General features: G+C 55.1%; 16 protein-coding genes and 5 pseudogenes. 10 read left to right on the forward strand and 11 right to left on the reverse strand.

Annotation, left to right across the window (positions count from 1 at the left end; genetic code table 11):
* Position 1: 1 nt before the first annotated feature.
* The gene (locus SOPEG_RS28470; RefSeq protein ID WP_158382513.1) at positions 2-166 is read right to left on the reverse strand and encodes a hypothetical protein; all 165 of its coding nucleotides are present in this window, start codon (positions 164-166) and stop codon (positions 2-4) included.
* Entirely contained in the window at positions 163-597 is a 435-nt protein-coding gene (locus SOPEG_RS30150; protein ID WP_051419980.1) for a hypothetical protein, read from the reverse strand. Before SOPEG_RS30150 ends, SOPEG_RS28470 begins: the two co-directional genes overlap by 4 nt.
* 99 nt (positions 598-696) lie before the next feature.
* Between SOPEG_RS30150 and SOPEG_RS22135 the strand changes: the two are divergent.
* A pseudogene (locus tag SOPEG_RS22135) lies at positions 697-1,905 on the forward strand (IS256-like element ISSoEn2 family transposase).
* Positions 1,906-1,915: 10 nt separating this feature from the next.
* On the opposite strand, the gene SOPEG_RS22145 reads toward SOPEG_RS22135, so the two are convergent.
* The 3 genes from SOPEG_RS22145 to SOPEG_RS22155 form a co-directional block, all read right to left on the reverse strand.
* On the reverse strand, positions 1,916-2,323 hold the full coding sequence (locus SOPEG_RS22145) for a hypothetical protein (RefSeq protein WP_025246972.1): 408 nt from the start codon (positions 2,321-2,323) through the stop codon (positions 1,916-1,918).
* Positions 2,324-2,472: 149 nt separating this feature from the next.
* Positions 2,473-3,681 (reverse strand): IS256-like element ISSoEn2 family transposase, encoded by a 1,209-nt coding sequence (locus SOPEG_RS22150; RefSeq protein WP_025246973.1) that lies wholly within the window; start codon positions 3,679-3,681, stop codon positions 2,473-2,475.
* Positions 3,682-3,741: 60 nt separating this feature from the next.
* Positions 3,742-4,674 (reverse strand): IS5-like element ISSoEn1 family transposase, encoded by a 933-nt coding sequence (locus SOPEG_RS22155; RefSeq protein WP_025246974.1) that lies wholly within the window; start codon positions 4,672-4,674, stop codon positions 3,742-3,744.
* 76 nt (positions 4,675-4,750) lie between these two features.
* On the opposite strand from SOPEG_RS22155, the pseudogene SOPEG_RS28985 reads away from it, so the two are divergent.
* Positions 4,751-4,882: pseudogene (locus SOPEG_RS28985) on the forward strand (AAA family ATPase); the annotation flags it as partial.
* 728 nt (positions 4,883-5,610) lie between these two features.
* On the opposite strand, the gene mnmE reads toward SOPEG_RS28985, so the two are convergent.
* The 5 genes from mnmE to rpmH all read right to left on the reverse strand — a co-directional run bounded on the left by mnmE (position 5,611) and on the right by rpmH (position 9,461).
* A complete protein-coding gene (gene mnmE / locus SOPEG_RS22160; RefSeq protein ID WP_025246975.1) occupies positions 5,611-6,975 on the reverse strand; it encodes a tRNA uridine-5-carboxymethylaminomethyl(34) synthesis GTPase MnmE in 1,365 nt (454 codons plus the stop codon).
* Between the two features lie 98 nt (positions 6,976-7,073).
* Positions 7,074-8,717 carry a membrane protein insertase YidC gene (gene yidC, locus SOPEG_RS22165; RefSeq protein WP_025246976.1) on the reverse strand — a complete coding sequence of 548 codons (1,644 nt, stop codon included), beginning with the start codon at positions 8,715-8,717 and terminating at the stop codon, positions 7,074-7,076.
* Positions 8,718-8,719: 2 nt separating this feature from the next.
* Entirely contained in the window at positions 8,720-8,977 is a 258-nt protein-coding gene (gene yidD, locus SOPEG_RS25780; RefSeq protein WP_071882291.1) for a membrane protein insertion efficiency factor YidD, read from the reverse strand.
* Entirely contained in the window at positions 8,941-9,300 is a 360-nt protein-coding gene (rnpA, locus tag SOPEG_RS22170) for a ribonuclease P protein component (RefSeq protein WP_071881985.1), read from the reverse strand. Before rnpA ends, yidD begins: the two co-directional genes overlap by 37 nt.
* 17 nt (positions 9,301-9,317) lie before the next feature.
* Positions 9,318-9,461, reverse strand: coding sequence for a 50S ribosomal protein L34 (gene rpmH, locus SOPEG_RS25785; RefSeq protein WP_071881986.1), 144 nt, complete (start codon positions 9,459-9,461; stop codon positions 9,318-9,320).
* Positions 9,462-10,097: 636 nt separating this feature from the next.
* On the opposite strand from rpmH, the gene dnaA reads away from it, so the two are divergent.
* The 4 genes and pseudogenes from dnaA to gyrB all read left to right on the forward strand — a co-directional run bounded on the left by dnaA (position 10,098) and on the right by gyrB (position 16,138).
* On the forward strand, positions 10,098-11,492 hold the full coding sequence (gene dnaA, locus SOPEG_RS22175; protein WP_025246978.1) for a chromosomal replication initiator protein DnaA: 1,395 nt from the start codon (positions 10,098-10,100) through the stop codon (positions 11,490-11,492).
* 2 nt (positions 11,493-11,494) lie between these two features.
* Positions 11,495-12,595, forward strand: a complete 1,101-nt coding sequence (dnaN, locus tag SOPEG_RS22180) for a DNA polymerase III subunit beta (protein ID WP_025246979.1) — start codon at positions 11,495-11,497, stop codon at positions 12,593-12,595.
* A gap of 26 nt (positions 12,596-12,621) precedes the next feature.
* Positions 12,622-13,693: pseudogene (gene recF / locus SOPEG_RS22185) on the forward strand (DNA replication/repair protein RecF).
* 18 nt (positions 13,694-13,711) lie between these two features.
* Entirely contained in the window at positions 13,712-16,138 is a 2,427-nt protein-coding gene (gyrB, locus tag SOPEG_RS22190; RefSeq protein WP_025246980.1) for a DNA topoisomerase (ATP-hydrolyzing) subunit B, read from the forward strand.
* Between the two features lie 87 nt (positions 16,139-16,225).
* Here the strand turns inward: gyrB and SOPEG_RS22195 are convergent, their stop codons facing one another.
* Positions 16,226-17,149 carry an IS5-like element ISSoEn1 family transposase gene (locus tag SOPEG_RS22195; protein WP_025246981.1) on the reverse strand — a complete coding sequence of 308 codons (924 nt, stop codon included), beginning with the start codon at positions 17,147-17,149 and terminating at the stop codon, positions 16,226-16,228.
* Between the two features lie 446 nt (positions 17,150-17,595).
* On the opposite strand from SOPEG_RS22195, the pseudogene yidA reads away from it, so the two are divergent.
* From yidA to istA, 4 genes and pseudogenes are all read left to right on the forward strand, one after another.
* Positions 17,596-18,440: pseudogene (yidA, locus tag SOPEG_RS22200) on the forward strand (sugar-phosphatase).
* A 175-nt stretch (positions 18,441-18,615) separates the two neighbouring features.
* Positions 18,616-19,314: a FadR/GntR family transcriptional regulator gene (locus tag SOPEG_RS22205; RefSeq protein ID WP_025246982.1), complete on the forward strand. Its 699-nt coding sequence runs from the start codon at positions 18,616-18,618 to the stop codon at positions 19,312-19,314.
* Positions 19,311-19,519 (forward strand): annotated as a pseudogene (locus SOPEG_RS26900) (2-dehydro-3-deoxygalactonokinase); the annotation flags it as partial. The gene SOPEG_RS22205 and the pseudogene SOPEG_RS26900, both read left to right, overlap by 4 nt.
* Positions 19,520-19,686: 167 nt before the next feature.
* Complete coding sequence (gene istA, locus SOPEG_RS22210; RefSeq protein ID WP_081743094.1) at positions 19,687-21,237, forward strand: IS21-like element ISSoEn3 family transposase; 1,551 nt, start codon at positions 19,687-19,689, stop codon at positions 21,235-21,237.
* Positions 21,238-21,244: the final 7 nt, after the last annotated feature.

A 21,244-nucleotide genomic window follows, 5' to 3' on the forward strand; every position in this document is an offset into this window, starting at 1 on the left:
TTCACTCCGCGTCGCTACGCAGGGTGCGCGCCAGCCAGGCGTCCACATTAGGCTGTCGGCATAGCATGGTGCTGACGTAGGCGTCACGTTCAAACGCCAGCACCTGCATATCCCAGACGCAGAACGATACGTTGCGCGCCAGCCGCCAGCTCCCGCTGTCGGTCACCCAGATCTTGATACGCAGCTCGTTCTCATTGTCCCACAACCCAACACAAGATAGTCGCGTTCCCGGCCCTGATGTTCAATCATGACGCCGATCCCGGCGCTGTCCGCACGCTGCGCATCAGGAGGCAGCCAGACGGTGAGCTGTGGCAATACCGCCTCGAAGCAGGAAACGCCGCCGGCCAGAGGGTAGTGCAGGCGATAGCGCTTCAGCCGCCAACCGCTCAGGGTAAGCGGTTCCTGCGGCGTAATCGACCGCGGTTGATAAGGCTGGGGACGAAAGGCCACCGGCGTCGGCGGCGCATCGGCGCTGGCGGCATCCAAATCGGCTAGACAGTCTGCGACATCGCGGATGGCGGCAAAGCGGTCGACGAGCACGGTTTCGGTACGGTGTTTTAACTCGGCGCTGCTGAGGGTTTGACCGCCATGGCGCATAGAAAATGTGAGTGTTGCAGATTCCGAGAGCCTGTTTAGAAATTTGTGTATTTGCCTGATTTTGATATGTTCAATCCAACATCAAAAACAGGTTAATTTATGGACGAAAAACAGTTGCAGGCTCTGGCTAACGAACTGGCCAAAAATCTCAAAACCCCTGAAGATCTCAGTCACTTCGATCGGCTGCTGAAAAAAATCAGCGTCGAAGCAGCTCTCAATGCCGAAATGACCCATCACCTCGGCTACGATAAAAATCAGCCTAAACCGGGGACCAACGCCCGCAACGGCTATTCCACAAAAACCGTTACCACTGGCGATGGCCCGCTGGCGCTGCGTACTCCGCGCGATCGTGACGGTTCCTTTGAACCGCAACTGGTGAAGAAGAACCAGACCCGGATTACCGGGATGGATAACCAGATTTTATCGTTGTACGCCAAAGGGATGACCACCCGCGAGATCGCCGCCGCGTTCAAAGAGCTGTATGACGCCGATGTCTCGCCGGCGCTGGTCTCAAAGGTCACCGATGCGGTCATGGAGCAGGTTGTTGAATGGCAAAACCGGCCTCTGGATGCAGTCTATCCCATTGTTTATCTTGACTGTATCGTTCTAAAAGTCCGGCAGGACAGCCGCATCATCAACAAATCTGTGTTCCTGGCGCTGGGCATCAACATCGAAGGCCAGAAAGAGTTGCTAGGTATGTGGCTGGCCGAAAATGAAGGCGCAAAGTTCTGGCTGAACGTGCTGACAGAGCTGAAAAACCGCGGCCTGAACGATATCCTTATCGCCTGCGTAGACGGGCTGAAAGGTTTCCCTGACGCTATTAACGCGGTGTATCCGGAGGCGCGGCTCCAGCTGTGTATCGTACATATGGTGCGCAACAGCCTGCGGTTCGTCTCCTGGAAGGACTACAAGGCCGTCACCCGCGACCTGAAAGCTATCTATCAGGCCCCTACGGAAGAAGCCGGCTTGCAGGCGCTGGAAGCGTTCTCCAGTGCCTGGGACATCCGCTACCCGCAAATAAGTCGAAGCTGGTAGGCAAACTGGGCCAATCTGGCCACGTTCTTTGCCTACCCAACGGACATCCGCAAGGTGATCTACACGACCAACGCCATCGAGTCGTTAAACAGCGTGATCCGGCATGCCATCAAAAAGCGCAAGGTGTTCCCGACCGACGACGCAGTGAAAAAGGTGGTGTGGCTGGCGATACAGGCGGCCTCACAGAAATGGACAATGCCTTTGAGGGACTGGCGCATGGCAATGAGCCGCTTTATTATCGAGTTCGGTGACCGCCTGGACGGTCACTTCTGAGAAAAGGCATTTACACAGAATCGTGTACAGGGTCACTGGTGTAGCTGTTTTCTGTGCCGCCTTCGGCACCGGAGCGGAAAACGGTGAATTTGCGCGTGTAGTGAAAGGCCTCCGGCGCAGCAACATCGGCGTCAAAGCTATACAACACCCCGCGTTTGCTGCCGTTGATTTCCACCCGACGACTGTGAATGGTCAGCTCGTCGCGCAGTTTTTCGATAGCCTGTGGCGCACGGATAAGCAGCAGCCGAAACGGCAATTCGTAGCTCGTCACATACGGCAGGCTGTGCAGCGCCAGTCTGACGCGGGCAATTTCCCCGGCGTGCTGTTGCTGCACGATGAGCCACTGCTTGGCCTGATGCGGGGTTTCGCTGACCTCGGTGATGTGGTTGAGTGCGATCTGATAATCAATGCGTTGCACTAGTGACTGTCATCGAACAGGGAAGCCAGTTCGTCGTCTGAAAGACCCTTCGACATTTTGACGATAGCGCGATCGACGCCGTTGGCGATAAGTTGCCTTGCAATTTTCAGAGGCGGACCCTGTACACGATTCTGTGTAAATGCCTTTTCTCAGAAGTGACCGTCCAGGCGGTCACCGAACTCGATAATAAAGCGGCTCATTGCCATGCGCCAGTCCCTCAAAGGCATTGTCCATTTCTGTGAGGCCGCCTGTATCGCCAGCCACACCACCTTTTTCACTGCGTCGTCGGTCGGGAACACCTTGCGCTTTTTGATGGCATGCCGGATCACGCTGTTTAACGACTCGATGGCGTTGGTCGTGTAGATCACCATGCGGATGTCCGTTGGGTAGGCAAAGAACGTGGCCAGATTGGCCCAGTTTGCCTGCCAGCTTCGACTTATTTGCGGGTAGCGGATGTCCCAGGCACTGGAGAACGCTTCCAGCGCCTGCAAGCCGGCTTCTTCCGTAGGGGCCTGATAGATAGCTTTCAGGTCGCGGGTGACGGCCTTGTAGTCCTTCCAGGAGACGAACCGCAGGCTGTTGCGCACCATATGTACGATACACAGCTGGAGCCGCGCCTCCGGATACACCGCGTTAATAGCGTCAGGGAAACCTTTCAGCCCGTCTACGCAGGCGATAAGGATATCGTTCAGGCCGCGGTTTTTCAGCTCTGTCAGCACGTTCAGCCAGAACTTTGCGCCTTCATTTTCGGCCAGCCACATACCTAGCAACTCTTTCTGGCCTTCGATGTTGATGCCCAGCGCCAGGAACACAGATTTGTTGATGATGCGGCTGTCCTGCCGGACTTTTAGAACGATACAGTCAAGATAAACAATGGGATAGACTGCATCCAGAGGCCGGTTTTGCCATTCAACAACCTGCTCCATGACCGCATCGGTGACCTTTGAGACCAGCGCCGGCGAGACATCGGCGTCATACAGCTCTTTGAACGCGGCGGCGATCTCGCGGGTGGTCATCCCTTTGGCGTACAACGATAAAATCTGGTTATCCATCCCGGTAATCCGGGTCTGGTTCTTCTTCACCAGTTGCGGTTCAAAGGAACCGTCACGATCGCGCGGAGTACGCAGCGCCAGCGGGCCATCGCCAGTGGTAACGGTTTTTGTGGAATAGCCGTTGCGGGCGTTGGTCCCCGGTTTAGGCTGATTTTTATCGTAGCCGAGGTGATGGGTCATTTCGGCATTGAGAGCTGCTTCGACGCTGATTTTTTTCAGCAGCCGATCGAAGTGACTGAGATCTTCAGGGGTTTTGAGATTTTTGGCCAGTTCGTTAGCCAGAGCCTGCAACTGCTTTTCGTCCATAAATTAACCTGTTTTTGATGTTGGATTGAACATATCAAAATCAGGCAAATACACAAATTTCTAAACAGGCTCCATGATGCGGACGCTGTTTGGCATTCCTAACAGTGTGATCCGGTTAAGTGCTTTAACCATTGCCATTGCCTCACCTACCTGCGCGTCATAGTCATGCAGACTCAGATGACCACCCAGAAGTGTTTTAAACCGGAACATGGCCGTTTCAGCCAGTGAACGCCGGTGATAACCTACTTTCTTTTTCCAGGTATCGTTATTGCCGCTCAGATGCTGATTTGCCACCGCATGGTTACGCTCATGGTATCGAGCTGGCCAATATTGCGCACCACTTCGCGGTGGGATAAGCGGCTTTATTTTTTTCCTCAGCAGAGCATCATGACAGTAACGCGTATCGTAAGCACTGTCAGCCGACGCTTCCCTGATTTTCCGGTGGGTTTGGTTAATCAGCCCGGGCAGCGCCTGCGCATCTGTCGTACCGCTTAGCGATAAATCGGCACAGATAATTTCATGTGTCACGCTATCTACTGCCAGATGAAGCTTGCGCCATACTCTGCGCCTCTCAGCCCCATGCTGCCTGACTTTCCATTCGCCTTCGCCGAAGACTTTCAGGCCGGTGCCATCGATGACCAGGTGTGAGATTTCGCCGCGGGTTGGCGTTTTTATGCTGATGTCGACGGTTTTTGCTCGCCGGCTGACCAAAGAGTAATCTGGGCAGCGCAGCGACAGCCCCATCAGTTTAAAAATTGAGTCAACGAAACCCTGTAACGCCCGGAGTGAAAGGTTAAACACGCGCTTTATCATCAGAACCGTGGTAATGGCCATATCGGTGTAGTGAAGCGGCCGGCCACGATGTTCAGGTGGTGTACTCTCAGTCCATGCAGCAATGGCTGACTCATCAAGCCATACTGTCAGGTCCCCCCGCTGCCTGAGCGCATTGTTGTATGCGGGCCAGTTGGTAATTTTAAACTTTTGCTTTGCCATGGGGACTTGATGTTGAAACGAATGTAGTGATCAGAGCCGCCAGTCACCTAAAAGTTCGATTTATTCAACAAAGCCTGGACTGATAGAAAACCCCACGACAGCTGACGCGTTACTCGATCGGTTAGTACACCCCAGCTATAGACTGGAACTTAAAGACGAATCACTACGCAAAGAGCAAGGAGTAGCCAGCACAGGAAAAATAGACTAAACCCGAGTTAGAAGATGAGCGAACACGTGATCGAATATCACTGGAATGGGTGATCGGAAAATATCGGAATAACTGATCGGATGTCGCCGGAACAGCTGATCGGATACGTCGGAATCTGCACTTAAGCCAGAAACGGACCGGGCGGGTATTTTCCTTCCGCAAAAATCCCTCGTCACACAGCTGATTGAGATAAAGGCTTATCACGCTGCGGCTGGCGGAGGTAAAACGTTCGCAGTCCTGCGTGGTAAACCCTTCGCTCTCGTGGTGATAGCACGCGCTTATTTGTCGGTAAAGATCGTTTTTCGCGGACATGGGGTACCTTTTCGCATTGAATCGATTACAGGGTACCTTGTTGCTTTCACGCGGGTTTCGCAAGCGCCGGAGCGGGCGAAAGTCAACCACCTCACAGAATTGACCGCTGTGCCTCATCGCGCCCCGCTGCGGGGCCGGATAGCAGGCTGTATCTCACTGGACCAGGGCGACGCTTAGGCAGAAATAGTTTTCATATTCCCCGGCGCGCTGGCGCCAAAAGGGGTGTTTGCTGCTGCGCGGCAGCATTTTCGGGCCCGATAAGCGGCTATTTCTGCTCGTACAGGTTATTGAGATATCTCGGCAGGGATAATGCCTTTCAGCGTCATAGTGAGGCGCCTGGATGTCGGTTGGGGCTGGCACATCCAACCGTGAATCTTATGGAGTGAGAGAAAGGGAGCGGACGTTACTAACCAGATTCATTTGCCGATACAGAAACTAGAAAAAATCCTGCCGAGCAGGTCGTCGGAGCTGAATTCACCGGTAATTTCACTCAGCGCCTGTTGCGCCAGCCGTAACTCTTCCGCCAGCAGCTCTCCTGAGTAAGCGCTCACTAACTGTTCTTTCCCCTGCTGCAAATGCACGGCGGCGGTTTCCAGCGCGTCTAGATGGCGTCGGCGGGCCAAAAAACCCCCCTCGGTGCTGCCGGTAAAGCCCATGCTCTGCTTCAAATGGGTACGCAGCAGGTCCACGCCCACGCCGGACTGGGCGGAAAGGGTAATGAGTGAGTAACTGCTCACCTCACTAATAGCGACGCTTTCGCCGGTGAGGTCGGCTTTATTGCGCACTACCGTAACCGGCATACCGGAAGGCAAACGGGCGATAAACGCCGGCCAAAGCATATCCGGGTCACTGAGTGGGGTGGCGGCGCCGTCCACCATCAGCAGCACATGGTCGGCCTGTTCAATTTCACGCCAGGCACGCTCAATGCCGATCCGCTCCACCTCGTCGCCGGCGTCGCGCAGGCCGGCGGTATCGATAATATGCAGCGGCATACCGTCCAGGTGGATATGTTCACGCAGCACGTCGCGCGTCGTGCCCGCGATGGCGGTGACGATGGCGGCCTCGCGCCCCGCAAGCGCGTTCAGCAGGCTGGATTTACCGGCGTTCGGTTTACCGGCAATCACCACTTTCATGCCTTCGCGCAGCAGGCTGCCCTGGCGCGCTTCGATGCGTACTCCATCAAGGCAGGCGATGACGTCGTTCAGGCTGGCTTCAATTTTACCGTCGGAGAGGAAATCGATTTCTTCATCGGGAAAGTCGATAGCCGCTTCGACGTAGATGCGCAGGTTAGTGAGCGCTTCCACTAATTCATGAATTCGCCCGGAAAACGCGCCCTGTAGCGAATTGATCGCCGAGCGGGCGGCCTGCTCAGAGCTAGCGTCAATGAGGTCGGCAATCGCCTCTGCCTGAACGAGGTCCAGTTTGTCATTGAGAAAGGCGCGCTCGGAAAACTCGCCGGGGCGGGCAATGCGCACGCCGGGCAGCGATACGATACGTTGCAGCAACAGATCCAAGATGACCGGGCCGCCATGCCCTTGCAGTTCCAGGACATCTTCACCGGTAAAGGAATGGGGGCCAGGGAAGAACAGGGCAATACCCTGATCAAGCGTAGCGCCGCCGTCATCGTGAAAGGGCAGGTATTCCGCCTGACGCGCCCGCGGCAGCTTACCCAGCAGCGAGCGGGCCACCGTGGCGGCCTGGGGGCCCGAGACGCGCAGAATGCCGACGCCGCCGCGTCCGGGGGGGGTGGCAAGGGCTGTGATGGTATCCGTCTGGCTCATTGAAACGCTCGCTTGGCGCCGCGGGGCGCGGTTGAAAAAATTAAGGCGGTCATAACCATGACCGCCTTATCAGCGTGGCTCGGGCCGGGCGCGCGCCGTTATTTGGCTTTTTTATCCCTGCTGTGCAGGCCGCGCTTTTCCAGGCCGCGATAAATAAGCTGCTGCTGGATAATGGTCACCAGGTTGCTGACGATATAGTACAACACCAGACCCGACGGGAACCACAGGAAGAACACGGTGAAAATCACCGGCATAAAGGTCATGATCTTCTGCTGCATCGGGTCAGTGACGGTGGTGGGCGACATCTTCTGGATGAAGAACATGGTAATGCCCATCAGTACCGGCAGGATGTAGTAGGGATCCTGGGCCGAGAGGTCATGGATCCACAGGGCGAACGGCACATGGCGCAATTCGATCGAGCCTGACAGCATGTAATACAGCGCCAGGAAGATCGGCATCTGAATCACCAGCGGCAGGCAGCCACCCAGTGGATTAACCTTTTCCGCCTTGTACAGCGCCATCATTTCCTGGCTTTGGCGCTGTTTATCGTCACCCAGGCGCTCACGCATCGCCGCCAGTTTCGGCTGCAGCATGCGCATCTTGGCCATCGAGGTGTACTGCGCCTTGGTCAGCGGGTACATGATGCCGCGCACGATAAAGGTAATGATAATAATGGAGAAGCCCCAGTTGCCGATATAGCTGTGGATGAATTTCAGCAGCTTGAACAGCGGTTGGGAAATGAACCATAGCCAGCCGTAATCGACCGCCAAATCCAGATGCGGGGCGATGGCCGCCATCTTGTCCTGGATTTCCGGGCCGAGCCACAGCGTGGCTTTCAGCTCGCTTTGGCCGCCGGCCGCGACGGTGACAGGAGCGGATTTGAAGCCGACCGCCGCCTGGCCGTTGCCCAGGTCCGTGGTATAGAAAGTGTTTTTGCCCTGGGTGAAAGGCACCCAGGCCGTGGCAAAATACTGCTGCAGCATGGCGACCCAGCCGCCCTCGGTGCTGACGGAGAGATTCTCGCCCTTGATATCTTTGAAGCTGTACTTCTGATATTTGTCGTCGGTAGTGGAGTACGCCGCGCCACGGTAAGTGTGTAACGCGAAGTTGCTGCTGCCGGTATCGCGCGCCTTGGGCAAATCAATGGATTGTTTCAGTTGACCGAACAACGTCAGCTCAAGCGGTTGCGCGCTGGCGTTATTGATATCGTAATTGACGTTTAACGCAAAATCGCCGCGTTTCAAGATGAAGGTCTTGGTGTACACCGCGCCGTCGGGCGCGGTATAGGTCAGCGGCACGCGCAATTCGCTCTGGTTATCCGCCAGAACATAGGTGTCCTGGTTGGTGGTATACAGCGGGCGTTCGCCGTTGGCGGGATTATCCGGGCCGTTTTTGCCGGTCAGGCCGCTTTGCGCCTGATAGACGAACTCCGGGGAGGTTTCCAGCAAATGGAAAGGCTGCGGCGAACCCAGTTTATCGGGATAGGACAGCAGGAAAGCCTGCTCGATGTCACCGCCGCGGGTATTGATTTTCAGCGACAGCACGTCGGTTTTCACCGTAATGAGCTGGCCCTGTCCGCTGTCCGGCACGCCCTGGCTGTCCGGGTCTGCCGCTGTGGTGTTCGCGTTCTGTTGCGTGGTCTGGGCGGTAGGCTTGGGAGCATGGTCCGTCTGCCAGGCCTGCCAGATCATGAAAGACACGAATAGCAGAGCGATGACAAGAAGATTGCGTTGCGAATCCATTGTTAGTGTTCTCTGTTGTCAAAGGTTTTTGGCGGCACGGGAGCTTCGCCACCTGGGTTCAAAGGGTGGCATTTTAATACGCGTTTTAATGTCAACCAACTGCCTTTTAACATACCAAACCTGCGTATCGCCTCAATTCCATACTGCGAACAAGTGGGCCGGAACCGGCAATGAGGTCCCAGCAACGGGCTGATCACGAGTTGATAACCGCGTATCAACCCGATCAGCAGCTTTGAGACTGGCGACAATGGCGGCGCCATAATTTTTCTAACGCTTCCGTCAGGGCATGGTTATCCAGATCGGCCACGCCTTTTTTGGCGATGACCACAAAATCCATGGCGGGCAGGGCGTGCTGATGTAGGCGGAAACTTTCGCGCGTCAGGCGCTTGATCCTGTTTCGTTCATGGGCCCGTTTTACATGTTTTTTGGCGACCGTGAGACCGACGCGGGGATGCCCCAGCGTGTTCAGGCGGCCGAGGATGGTGACATGCGGCGTGCCGGCCCGTTGAGGCTGCTGGAAGACGAAAGTAAAATGATTGGGAGTTAACAACCGTAACTCCCGGGGAAATGCGAGCTTAACCACCCGGTGGGCAAGCTTTCTTACTTGGAAGATACGGTCAGGCGTGTACGGCCTTTTGCACGGCGACGTGCCAAAACCTGACGACCGTTCTTCGTTGCCATACGAGCACGGAAACCGTGGGTACGGTTGCGTTTCAATACGGACGGTTGGAAAGTGCGTTTCATAGCGATTTCTACCTAAACTTTGATAATTACTGATCAGTAAACGCGTTTGGCCGCTCGGCGTGAAAACGACCGACGCCTCAATCGCATAACGATGATAAAAGAGGCGAAATTGTAATAATTGTACAGTCCCGAGTCAATTCACATCGCGCATACCCGCCTGAATACCCGTGTTCATGCCAGAATCTCCGTCCGGTAAGTCGGACAGGACAACAGACGTCACGCGTAGGCTGAGAATTATACGGGGTTCGCGCCAAAGCGCAAGGATCATGCGGGATTTACTCTATTCCTGGCAGGATCACATGTCCGCGATCCCGGCCGAAAAATTCAGACTATGCTTAATTTCGTCGATCATAAGGCTTACTTTTTATCCAGCGGGGACAGAATCAGGTACACTCCCAAGCGCCCGGTTACCCTGTGGATAAAAAGGTTGAAAACTGTGTAGAAGAGGAGGATCTGCGGCGCGGTTTGCGTTATGATCCGCACTCCCTGACGGGATCCTCACCAAGATCCGTTGCGGGAAAAACCGTTTAAGGCGGTTCGCAGGTTGCATCACGGTAATCTGTGTCAAAAAGATGATCCTGAATCATACAGTTTTGTTTCTTTTCTTTTGTTGATCTTGTTCGATTGGAGTCCGCCGTGTCACTTTCGCTTTGGCAGCAATGTCTTGCCCGGTTACAGGATGAGTTACCTGCCACAGAATTCAGTATGTGGATACGCCCCCTACAGGCGGAACTGAGTGACAACACTCTGGCGCTTTACGCCCCTAATCGGTTCGTGCTGGATTGGGTGCGGGATAAGTATTTGAACAACATCAACGGGTTGCTGAATGACTTCTGCGGCACCGATGCGCCGCTGCTGCGCTTTGAGGTGGGCAGCAAGCCGCCGCAAATGGCGGTGCTTCAGCCCGCGAGCCATCACGCCAGCGAGGCGCCGTCCCAAGCGGCGGTCGCACGTCCGCGGCCCAGCCGGCCGAGCTGGGATAACGCTCCGCTGCAACCGGAGCTCTCTTATCGCTCCAATGTGAATCCCAAACATAACTTTGACAATTTCGTTGAAGGTAAATCGAACCAGCTGGCGCGCGCCGCGGCGCGGCAGGTCGCCGACAATCCCGGCGGCGCTTATAATCCGCTGTTCCTTTATGGTGGCACCGGGCTGGGCAAGACCCATCTGCTGCACGCGGTGGGCAATGGCATCATGGCGCGCAAGGCCAATGCCAAAGTGGTATATATGCATTCAGAGCGTTTTGTCCAGGATATGGTCAAGGCATTACAAAATAATGCCATTGAGGAATTTAAACGCTATTACCGGTCGGTGGACGCGTTGCTTATCGATGACATTCAGTTTTTCGCCAATAAAGAGCGCTCGCAGGAGGAGTTTTTCCATACCTTCAATGCGCTGCTGGAAGGCAATCAGCAGATTATTCTGACCTCCGATCGCTATCCTAAGGAAATAAACGGCGTCGAAGACCGATTGAAGTCGCGCTTTGGCTGGGGGCTGACGGTGGCGATTGAGCCGCCGGAGCTTGAGACGCGCGTGGCGATATTAATGAAGAAAGCCGATGAGAACGCGATCCGCCTGCCGGGGGAAGTGGCCTTTTTTATCGCCAAGCGTTTACGTTCCAACGTCCGCGAGCTCGAAGGAGCGTTGAACCGCGTCATTGCCAACGCCAACTTCACCGGCCGGGCGATTACCATTGACTTTGTGCGCGAAGCGCTGCGGGATCTCCTGGCGCTGCAGGAAAAGCTGGTCACCATTGATAATATTCAGAAAACCGTCGCGGAATACTATAAAATCAAGGTGGCCGATTTGCTCTCCAAGCGGCGTTCACGCTCGGTAGCCCGCCCCCGACAGATGGCGATGGCGTTATCGAAAGAATTAACCAACCATAGTCTGCCCGAAATCGGCGACGCGTTCGGCGGGCGCGATCATACTACGGTGCTGCACGCCTGCCGGAAAATCGAGCAATTGCGTGAAGAGAGCCACGATATTAAAGAAGATTTCTCTAACTTAATCAGAACATTGTCTTCCTAACTATGAAATTTATCGTTGAACGTGAGCATCTGCTTAAGCCCCTGCAACAGGTCAGCAGCCCGTTGGGAGGCCGCCCCACATTACCGATTCTGGGTAACCTGCTATTGCAGGTGACGGAAGACCGCTTGCATCTGACCGGTACCGATTTGGAAATGGAAATGGTTGCGCGGGTGGCGCTGAGCGCCGTTCATGAGCCGGGTGCCACCACGGTGCCGGCGCGCAAGTTTTTTGATATTTGTCGCGGCTTGCCGGAAGGGGCGGAAATCGCCGTGACGTTGGAAGGTGAACGGATGCTGATTCGCTCGGGGCGCAGCCGCTATTCTCTTTCCACGCTGCCCGCCTCCGACTTTCCCAATCTGGATGATTGGCAAAGCGAGGTGGAATTCACCCTGTCGCAGTCAATTCTGAAACGATTAATCGAATCGACGCAGTTCTCGATGGCTCATCAGGATGTGCGTTACTATCTCAACGGTATGCTTTTTGAAACCGAAGGCGAGGAACTGCGTACCGTGGCCACCGACGGGCACCGCCTGGCGGTCTGCGCCATGTCCGTTGGCGAGGCGCTGCCGTCCCATTCTGTCATTGTGCCGCGCAAAGGGGTGATGGAGCTGGTGCGCATGCTGGACGGCGGCGAAAACCCCGTCAAGCTGCAAATCGGCAGCAACAATATTCGCGCCAGCGTCGGTGATTATATCTTCACTTCTAAGCTGGTCGACGGCCGTTTCCCTGATTATCGCCGCGTGTTGCCGAAGAATCCCGATAAAACTCTTGAGGCGGGCTGTGATGTGCTCAAGCAAGCCTTCGCCCGGGCCGCCATCCTCTCCAATGAAAAGTTTCGCGGCGTGCGGCTTTATCTCAGCGCCAACCAGCTGAAAATCACCGCCAATAATCCCGAACAGGAAGAAGCGGAAGAGATCCTCGATGTCGTTTATCAGGGCGGCGAGATGGAAATCGGTTTCAACGTCAGCTATGTACTTGACGTGCTAAACGCTCTGAAATGCGAGGAAGTGCGGCTGCTGCTGATCGATGGGGTGTCCAGCGTGCAGATTGAAGACAGCGCCAGCCAGGCGACCGCCTATGTCGTTATGCCGATGCGTCTGTAGCCAATGTGGTAAGGTAGTGTGAGATAATGGCTCTGTCGCGCCTGTTGATTCGTGATTTTCGTAACATCGCCTCCGCCGATTTGTCCTTGGCCGCCGATTTCAACTTTCTGGTGGGCGCCAACGGCAGCGGGAAAACCAGCGTTTTGGAGGCGATCTACACGCTTGGCCACGGCCGTGCGTTGCGCAGTTTGCAATCCGGGTGCGTTATTCGCCATGAACAGCCGGAATTCGTGCTGCACGGGCGTATTGACGCCGGAGAGACCGATGCGCGCGCGACCTCTGTGGGGCTGTCGCGCAATCGACTGGGCGACAGCACGGTGCGTATTGACGGCAGCGATGGCCATAAAGTGGCGGAACTGGCCCAACTCTTACCGATGCAGCTGATTACGCCTGAGGGGTTTACGCTGCTCAACGGCGGCCCCAAATACCGGCACGCATTTATGGATTGGGGCTGTTTCCATAATGAACCGGGTTTCTTTACCGCCTGGAGCAACCTGCGTCGGTTGCTAAAACAGCGCAATGCCGCTCTGCGTCAGGTCAGCCGTTATCAGCAGCTGCGCGCGTGGGATCAGGAGTTGATACCGCTGGCGAATCGTATCAGTCAATGGCGCGCCGACTACAGCAAGTATTAGCGCCACCTGCGCGCAATTTTTGCCGGAGTTTCGCCTCGATTTCAGCTTCCAGCGCGGCTGGGACAAAGAAAGCGATTTTGGCGAGCTGCTGGAACGCCAGTTCGAGCGCGATCGCGCACTGACCTACACCGCGTCGGGACCGCATAAAGCGGATTTCCGTATCCGCGCCGAAGGCGTACCGGTGGAGGATATCCTCTCGCGCAGTCAGCTGAAATTATTAATGTGCGCTCTGCGTTTGGCGCAGGGCGAATTCCTTACCCACCGGAACGGCCGGCATTGTCTGTATCTTATCGATGACTTCGTCTCCGAACTGGACACCGGACGCCGCCGCTTATTGGCGGAGCGTCTAAAAGCCACCCACGCCCAGGTTTTCGTCAGCGCGGATCAAATCCGTGATATTACCGATGAAAAGGGCAAGATGTTCAAGGTGGAACAGGGTAAAATAAGCCTCCAATCCGAAGTTTAAAATGAGCGGGAAACGTTGATGTCGAATTCTTATGACTCCTCAAGTATCAAAGTACTCAAAGGACTGGACGCGGTGCGTAAGCGCCCGGGTATGTATATCGGCGATACCGATGATGGTACCGGTCTGCATCATATGGTATTCGAGGTTGTGGACAACGCTATCGACGAAGCCCTTGCCGGTCACTGTAAAGAAATCGTGGTCATGATCCACGAGGACAATTCGGTTTCCGTCCAGGATGATGGTCGCGGTATTCCGACCGGCATTCACGAAGAAGAGGGCGTCTCCGCCGCCGAAGTCATCATGACCGTGCTGCACGCGGGTGGGAAATTCGACGACAACTCCTATAAGGTGTCGGGCGGCCTGCACGGCGTCGGCGTGTCGGTGGTGAACGCCCTGTCAGAAAAACTCGAGCTGATGATCAAACGCGAAGGCAAAATGCATCAGCAGACCTATCATGGCGGCGTGCCCCAATCGCCGCTGGAAGTGGTGGGCGCGACCGACCAGACCGGCACCACCGTGCGGTTCTGGCCGAGCTTTGCCACTTTCACCAATAATACCGAATTCCAATACGAAATCCTGGCTAAGCGGTTGCGTGAGTTGTCCTTCCTCAACTCCGGGGTGTCTATCCGTTTGCAGGACAAGCGCAACGACAAAGAAGATCACTTCCATTACGAAGGCGGCATTAAGGCTTTCGTGGAATATTTGAACAAGAACAAAACCCCTATCCACCCGAACGTGTTCTATTTTTCCACTGAAAAAGACAGTATCGGCGTGGAAATCGCGCTGCAATGGAACGACGGGTTCCAGGAAAATATCTACTGCTTCACCAACAATATTCCCCAGCGCGATGGCGGTACCCATCTGGCCGGCTTCCGCGCCGCCATGACCCGTACGCTGAATTCCTATATGGATAAAGAAGGCTACAGTAAGAAGGCCAAAGTCAGCGCTACCGGCGACGACGCCCGTGAAGGCCTTATCGCCGTCGTTTCGGTCAAGGTGCCGGATCCCAAGTTCTCTTCCCAAACCAAGGACAAGCTGGTTTCCTCGGAGGTGAAATCCGCGGTGGAGTCGCTGATGAACGAACGGCTAGTGGAATATCTGCTGGAAAATCCCAACGATGCCAAAATCGTGGTGGGTAAAATCATCGATGCCGCCCGCGCCCGTGAAGCCGCCCGTAAAGCGCGCGAGATGACCCGCCGTAAGGGGGCGCTGGATCTGGCCGGTTTGCCCGGTAAGCTGGCCGACTGCCAGGAGCGTGATCCGGCGCTGTCCGAGCTGTACCTGGTGGAGGGTGATTCCGCCGGCGGTTCCGCCAAGCAGGGCCGCAATCGCAAAAATCAGGCGATATTACCGCTCAAAGGGAAGATTCTTAACGTTGAAAAAGCCCGTTTTGACAAAATGCTCTCTTCCCAGGAAGTCGCCACGCTGATAACCGCCCTCGGCTGCGGCATCGGCCGCGATGAATATAATCCGGATAAGCTGCGTTACCACAATATCATTATCATGACCGATGCCGACGTCGATGGCTCGCATATCCGCACCCTGTTGTTAACCTTCTTTTATCGTCAGATGCCGGAAATTATTGAGCGCGGCCATGTGTTTATCGCCCAGCCGCCGCTGTATAAAGTCAAGAAGGGCAAGCAGGAGCAATATATTAAAGATGACGAGTCGATGGACCAGTATCAGATAGCGCTGGCGATGGATGGCGCTACGCTGCACGCCAACGCCAACGCCAACGCCAACGCCCCGGCGCTGGCCGGCGAGCCGCTGGAGAATCTAGTCGCCGAACATTATGCCGTGCAAAAGATGATAGGCCGCATGGAGCGCCGCTTCCCGCGTGCGCTGCTTAACCATCTGATTTACCAGCCGGCGTTGACCGAAGCACAGTTGCATCAGCAGGAGCAGGTCACGAGCTGGATAACGTCGCTGGTGCAAGCGCTGAACGAAAACGAAAAGCACGGCAGCAGCTATAGCTTTAAAGTGCAGGAAAATCGCGAGCGTCAGCTGTTCGAGCCGCTGCTGCGCGTGCGGACGCATGGCGTCGATACCGATTATCTGCTGGATTACGATTTTATTCACGGTGGTGAGTATCGCAAACTGGCGACGCGCGGCGAAAAGCTCAGCGATCTTATCGAGGCAGATGCCTATATCGAGCGCGGTGAACGCCGCCAACCGGTCACCAGCTTTGAACAGGCGCTGGAATGGCTGGTGAAAGAGTCGCGTCGCGGCCTGGCGGTGCAGCGCTATAAAGGGCTGGGCGAAATGAACCCCGAACAGCTGTGGGAAACCACCATGGACCCGGATAGCCGGCGCATGTTGCGCGTCACGGTGAAAGACGCCATCGCCGCCGATCAACTTTTTACCACGCTGATGGGGGATGCGGTCGAGCCACGGCGCGCGTTTATTGAAGAGAACGCGCTAAAGGCGGCGAATATCGATATTTGACGGCTGCTATGGGCCTCTTCAACATCCGGGACGCTTTGTTGAATAAATCCGAAATTTGTGACGACTTCCTCCCTATCAGGGCGATTGTTACATGATGCGGACGCTGTTTGGCATTCCTAACAGCGTGATCCGGTTAATCGCTTTGACCATTGCCATAGCCTCACCTACCTGCGCGTCATAGTCATGCAGACTCAGATGACCACCCAGAAGTGTTTTAAACCGGAACATGGCCGTTTCAGCCAGTGAACGCCGGTGATAACCTACTTTCTTTTTCCAGGTATCGTTATTGCCGCTCAGATGCTGATTTGCCACCGCATGGTTACGCTCATGGTATCGAGCTGGCCAATATTGCGCACCACTTCGCGGTGGGATAAGCGGCTTTATTTTTTTCCTCAGCAGAGCATCATGACAGTAACGCGTATCGTAAGCACTGTCAGCCGACGCTTCCCTGATTTTCCGGTGGGTTTGGTTAATCAGCCCGGGCAGCGCCTGCGCATCTGTCGTACCGCTTAGCGATAAATCGGCACAGATAATTTCATGTGTCGCGCTATCTACTGCCAGATGAAGCTTGCGCCATACTCTGCGCCTCTCAGCCCCATGCTGCCTGACTTTCCATTCGCCTTCGCCGAAGATTTTCAGGCCGGTGCCATCGATGACCAGGTGTGAGATTTCGCCGCGGGTTGGCGTTTTTATGCTGATGTCGACGGTTTTTGCTCGCCGGCTGACCAGAGAGTAATCTGGGCAGCGCAGCGACAGCCCCATCAGTTTAAAAATCGCGTCAACGAAACCCTGTAACGCCCGGAGCGAAAGGTTAAACACGCGCTTTATCATCAGAACCGTGGTAATGGCCATATCGGTGTAGTGAAGCGGCCGGCCACGATGTTCAGGTGGTGTACTCTCAGTCCATGCAGCAATGGCTGACTCATCAAGCCATATTGTCATGTCCCCCCGCTGCCTGAGCGCATTGTTGTATGCGGGCCAGTTGGTGATTTTAAACTTTTGCTTTGCCATGGGGACCTGATGTTGAAACGAATGTAGTGATCAAAGCCGCCAGTCACCTAAAAGTTCGATTTATTCAACAAAACCCATCCGGGATTCAGCGCCCGGATTTTTTTTGCCCCGCTTTAACCGACAAGCGGCATTGGACCGCCGGCGAAGGCGGGTTATTTCGCCGGTCACAACCAGGGCGGCGGACCATTGCGCCGGCGTTGATCAGGATGGCACTTTATTTCACCGGGCGTGCCGGCGCACCGCTTAATAAAATTGCCTCCCTCTTGTCATGGCCTCGAATTATCCCTGGCGGATGCTATGGCAATGTCGGTCGCCAATATCGCCGACGCGCCAACGGTTGACAGCGTTGTCGGGTCATATAGGCTAAAGTGACCGCTGCCCTAAAACAGTTAAAAATAAGCGGCAGGCATCAGATTTATGCTTGTGGCGCAATCCAAGAGGATGCGATGGCGATAAAATTGATTGCAATTGATATGGACGGGACGCTGTTAAATCATAAACACGAAATTACCCCGGCGGTGAAAGAGGCTATCGGCGCGGCGCGCGGCAAGGGCGTTTACGTTGCGCTGGCGACCGGCAGGCCTTATATCGGTATAGAACGGTATCTCATGGAGCTGGATTTACAAGTAGAGGGGAATTTCTGTATTACCAATAACGGCGCGCTGGTACAGCGAACGGTGGACGGGTCGTGTATTTCGCAAACGGTGCTGGATATTAACGATTACCGCTACCTGGAGGCTTTATCCCGGCAGCTTGAGGTCCATTTCCACGCGCTGGATTTCGGCTACGCTTTACACCGCAAATCGCGATATTAGCCGTTATACCGTCTATGAGGCCTCATTAACCGGCATGCCTTTTAAGTTTCGCACCGTTGCGGAAATGGACGCCTCACTACGCTTCCCGAAAGTCATGATGATAGACGAACCCCGATATTCTGGATGCGGCCATCAAACGCATTCCGCAGGAAGCGTTCGAGCGCTATACCATCATGAAAAGCACGCCTTACTATCTGGAATTGCTAAGCAAACAGGCCAATAAGGGCACGGCGGTAAAAGCATTGGCGGAACATCTGGGATTGAATCGTGATGAGGTGATGACCCTTGGCGATCAGGCCAACGATCTGGCAATGATTGAGTATGCCGGCACCGGCGTGGCGATGGGTAATGCCATCGACGAAATCAAAGCCGCCAGTCAATTCGTCACCCGGACCAATCTGGAAGATGGGGTGGCGCTGACCATTCAGAAATTTGTCCTGGACGCGCCGTCGGACGTTGGTGCGAAACGGGCCTGAACCAAGGCTGCCCTTTCGCGGGTGAACTGATTAAAGTGTGATCCACATTGTAGTATAATAAATAATAATGGTGCTATAATTTTGGTCGGGTTTCGCCATCAACGCCCATTGTTGTGCGATAGACCTTCAGGAACTGATAGAATGATGCTTATTTCCTCAGGCCTTCGGAGCAAGGATGATTAAGCGCTCTCTTAGCAAAACCGAACGTATTATCCATGAAATGGACCAGCAGATCATCAGCGGCAAGTATATTCCGGGCAGCGGGTTACCCCCTGAAGCGGAATTATGTGAGGAATTCAGTACGTCGCGCAATATCATTCGCGAGGTCTTGCGTTCGCTGACGGCTAAGCGGCTCATCGAGATCATCCGTTATCGCGGTGCGTTCGTCACCGCGCGTAACAAATGGAACTATTTGGATAGCGATGTCCTGCAGTGGGTGCTTGCCTGTGATTATGATCCACGGCTTATCGCGTCCATGACCGAAGTGCGGAATCTGGTGGAGCCCACCATTGCACGCTGGGCCGCTGAACGAGCCACCTCCAGCGTGCTGGCCGTTATTGAGGAAGCGCTCAACGGCATGATAACCAACCATAACAATCGCGATGCGTTCAACGAAGCGGATATTCGTTTCCACGAAGCGGTGCTCAATGCCGTGCATAATCCGGTTTTGCAGCAGCTGGGCGTGGCAATAAGTTCGCTGCAGCGGGCGGTGTTTGAACGTACCTATATGCCTGATGAAGGCAATATGCCCCGCACGCTGCGGGAACATCAGAATCTGTACGATGCTATCCGCCATCAGGATAGCGAGGCGGCGGAGCAGGCGGCGTTGACCATGATCGCCAGCTCAACACAACGGTTGAAGGATATAACATGAACAACAGTTACATCGCCATAGATTGGGGGTCGCTGCGCGCTTGGCTTTATCTGCACGGCGAACTGGCGGCAAGTACGCGTTCAGAGGCAGGCGTAACGCGATTGGGTGGGCGCAGCATAACGTACCGGTAATCATGACCGGTATGGTGGGCAGCAACGCTGGCTGGGTGCCGGTGCAGTATCTGTCATGCCCCACCAGTCTGACTGCTGGTTCCGGTCACATCCGATCACTGATTCCGATTTCACCCGATCACTAATTCTGATTTCATCCGATCACTGATTCCGGTCGCCCGATCAGCGATTCCGATTCTGTCCGATCGCTCATCTTCTGTTCTGCCATACTCTGGAGACTTTTAGCTTCCGGGGGCATGGCATGGCACGTAAAAAGAAGAAAGCGAGAACGGAAATGTGCATCTATATTAATGTCTTACGTATGAAATTCGAGCAGCGTCGCTCGAATCGCACTATCGCAGCAGCGCTCGGCATAGGCTGTACTACCGTGCACGATATCCTCGGCCGATTCACGGTAGCTAACCTGGTCTGGCCATTGCCGGCGGAACTGTCCCCCGTCGACCTCGACCGCCTGCTCTATCCCGGCAAATCCGGAAAAGTTATCAATACCTTACCCAGCTGGCTTGATATCGATACCGAGTTAAGCCGCAAGGGCATGACCAAGCAGCTGCTCTGGATGGAATATCAGTCCGCCGTGGGCGGTGATGCCCTCGGTTACTCACAGTTTTGTGCACTGTTCCGTGACTGGAAAAAGAAGCAGCGGCGTTCCATGCGCATGGAGCACAAGGCTGGCGAAAAGCTCTTCATCGACTTCTGTGGCCCCACCGTACCTATCGTCAACCCTGCGACCGGTAGCGTACGCCAGGTCGCTATCTTCGTCGCTGCCATGGGCGTGTCAGACTATGCGTATATCGAAGCCTGCGAAGGCCAGGACATGGCATCGTGGCTCAACGCCAATAGCCGCTGCCTGCACTTCATGGGTGGGGTTCCGGAGCTGATGATACCTGATAATCTGCGCAGCGCTGTCAGCACCCCTGACCGCTATGAGCCGGTCATAAACCAGAGCTACCAGGCGCTGGCAAATCACTATGAGACAGTGGTGCTACCGGCGCGCCCGAGAAAACCGAAAGACAAGGCGAAGGCAGAATCAACTGTGCAGCTGGTAGAACGCTGGGTTTTGGCCCGGTTGCGTAAACGTAGGTTCTACTCGCTGGCCGAACTCAACCAGGTGATACGAGAACTCAATCATGAGTTGAATCTGCGCCCGATGCGTCATTACGGCGGACAAAGTCGCCTTGAACGCTTCGAGCAGCTGGACAAACCGGCTCTTGGGCCTCTACCGCCCACACAATGGGAATACAGTGAGTATCTCGTTGCCCGAGTGGGACCTGATTACCACATAGACTACGGCAAAAACTGGTACTCGGTGCCGCATCCGCTGGTTGGCGAGCGCGTTGACGTCATCGCCACCCACCGGCTGGTGCAAATCCACCATAAGGGCGTCTGCGTGGCTACGCACCCTCGCAGCGATAACGCCTATAGGCACACGACTCAGGCGGCGCACATGCCGGCTAACCATAAGGGGCAGAGTCAGTGGACGTCGGAAAGGCTGTGCAGTTGGGCGCTGTCGGTGGGTGTGTGCACACTGAAAGTGGTCGAGTCCATCCAAAAGAGCAAAGCCCATCCGGAGCAGGCTTACCGCTCCGTGCTGGGGCTACTCAATCTGCAACGGCGCTATGAGACGACGCGACTGGAGAAGGCCTGCGCGCTGGCGTTGGAGAAAGGGTGCATTAACCGCTCTTTCATAGCCAACGTATTGAAACACGGTCGTGAAAGTGAGGTCACCCAGGACGGAGCCGGCGTATCAATGCTGGTTCACGAAAACCTCCGAGGTCCGGACAGTTATCACTAAGGAGAAT

The organism is Candidatus Sodalis pierantonius str. SOPE, from assembly GCF_000517405.1.
In the GTDB taxonomy this organism is placed as follows: domain Bacteria; phylum Pseudomonadota; class Gammaproteobacteria; order Enterobacterales; family Enterobacteriaceae; genus Sodalis_C; species Sodalis_C pierantonii.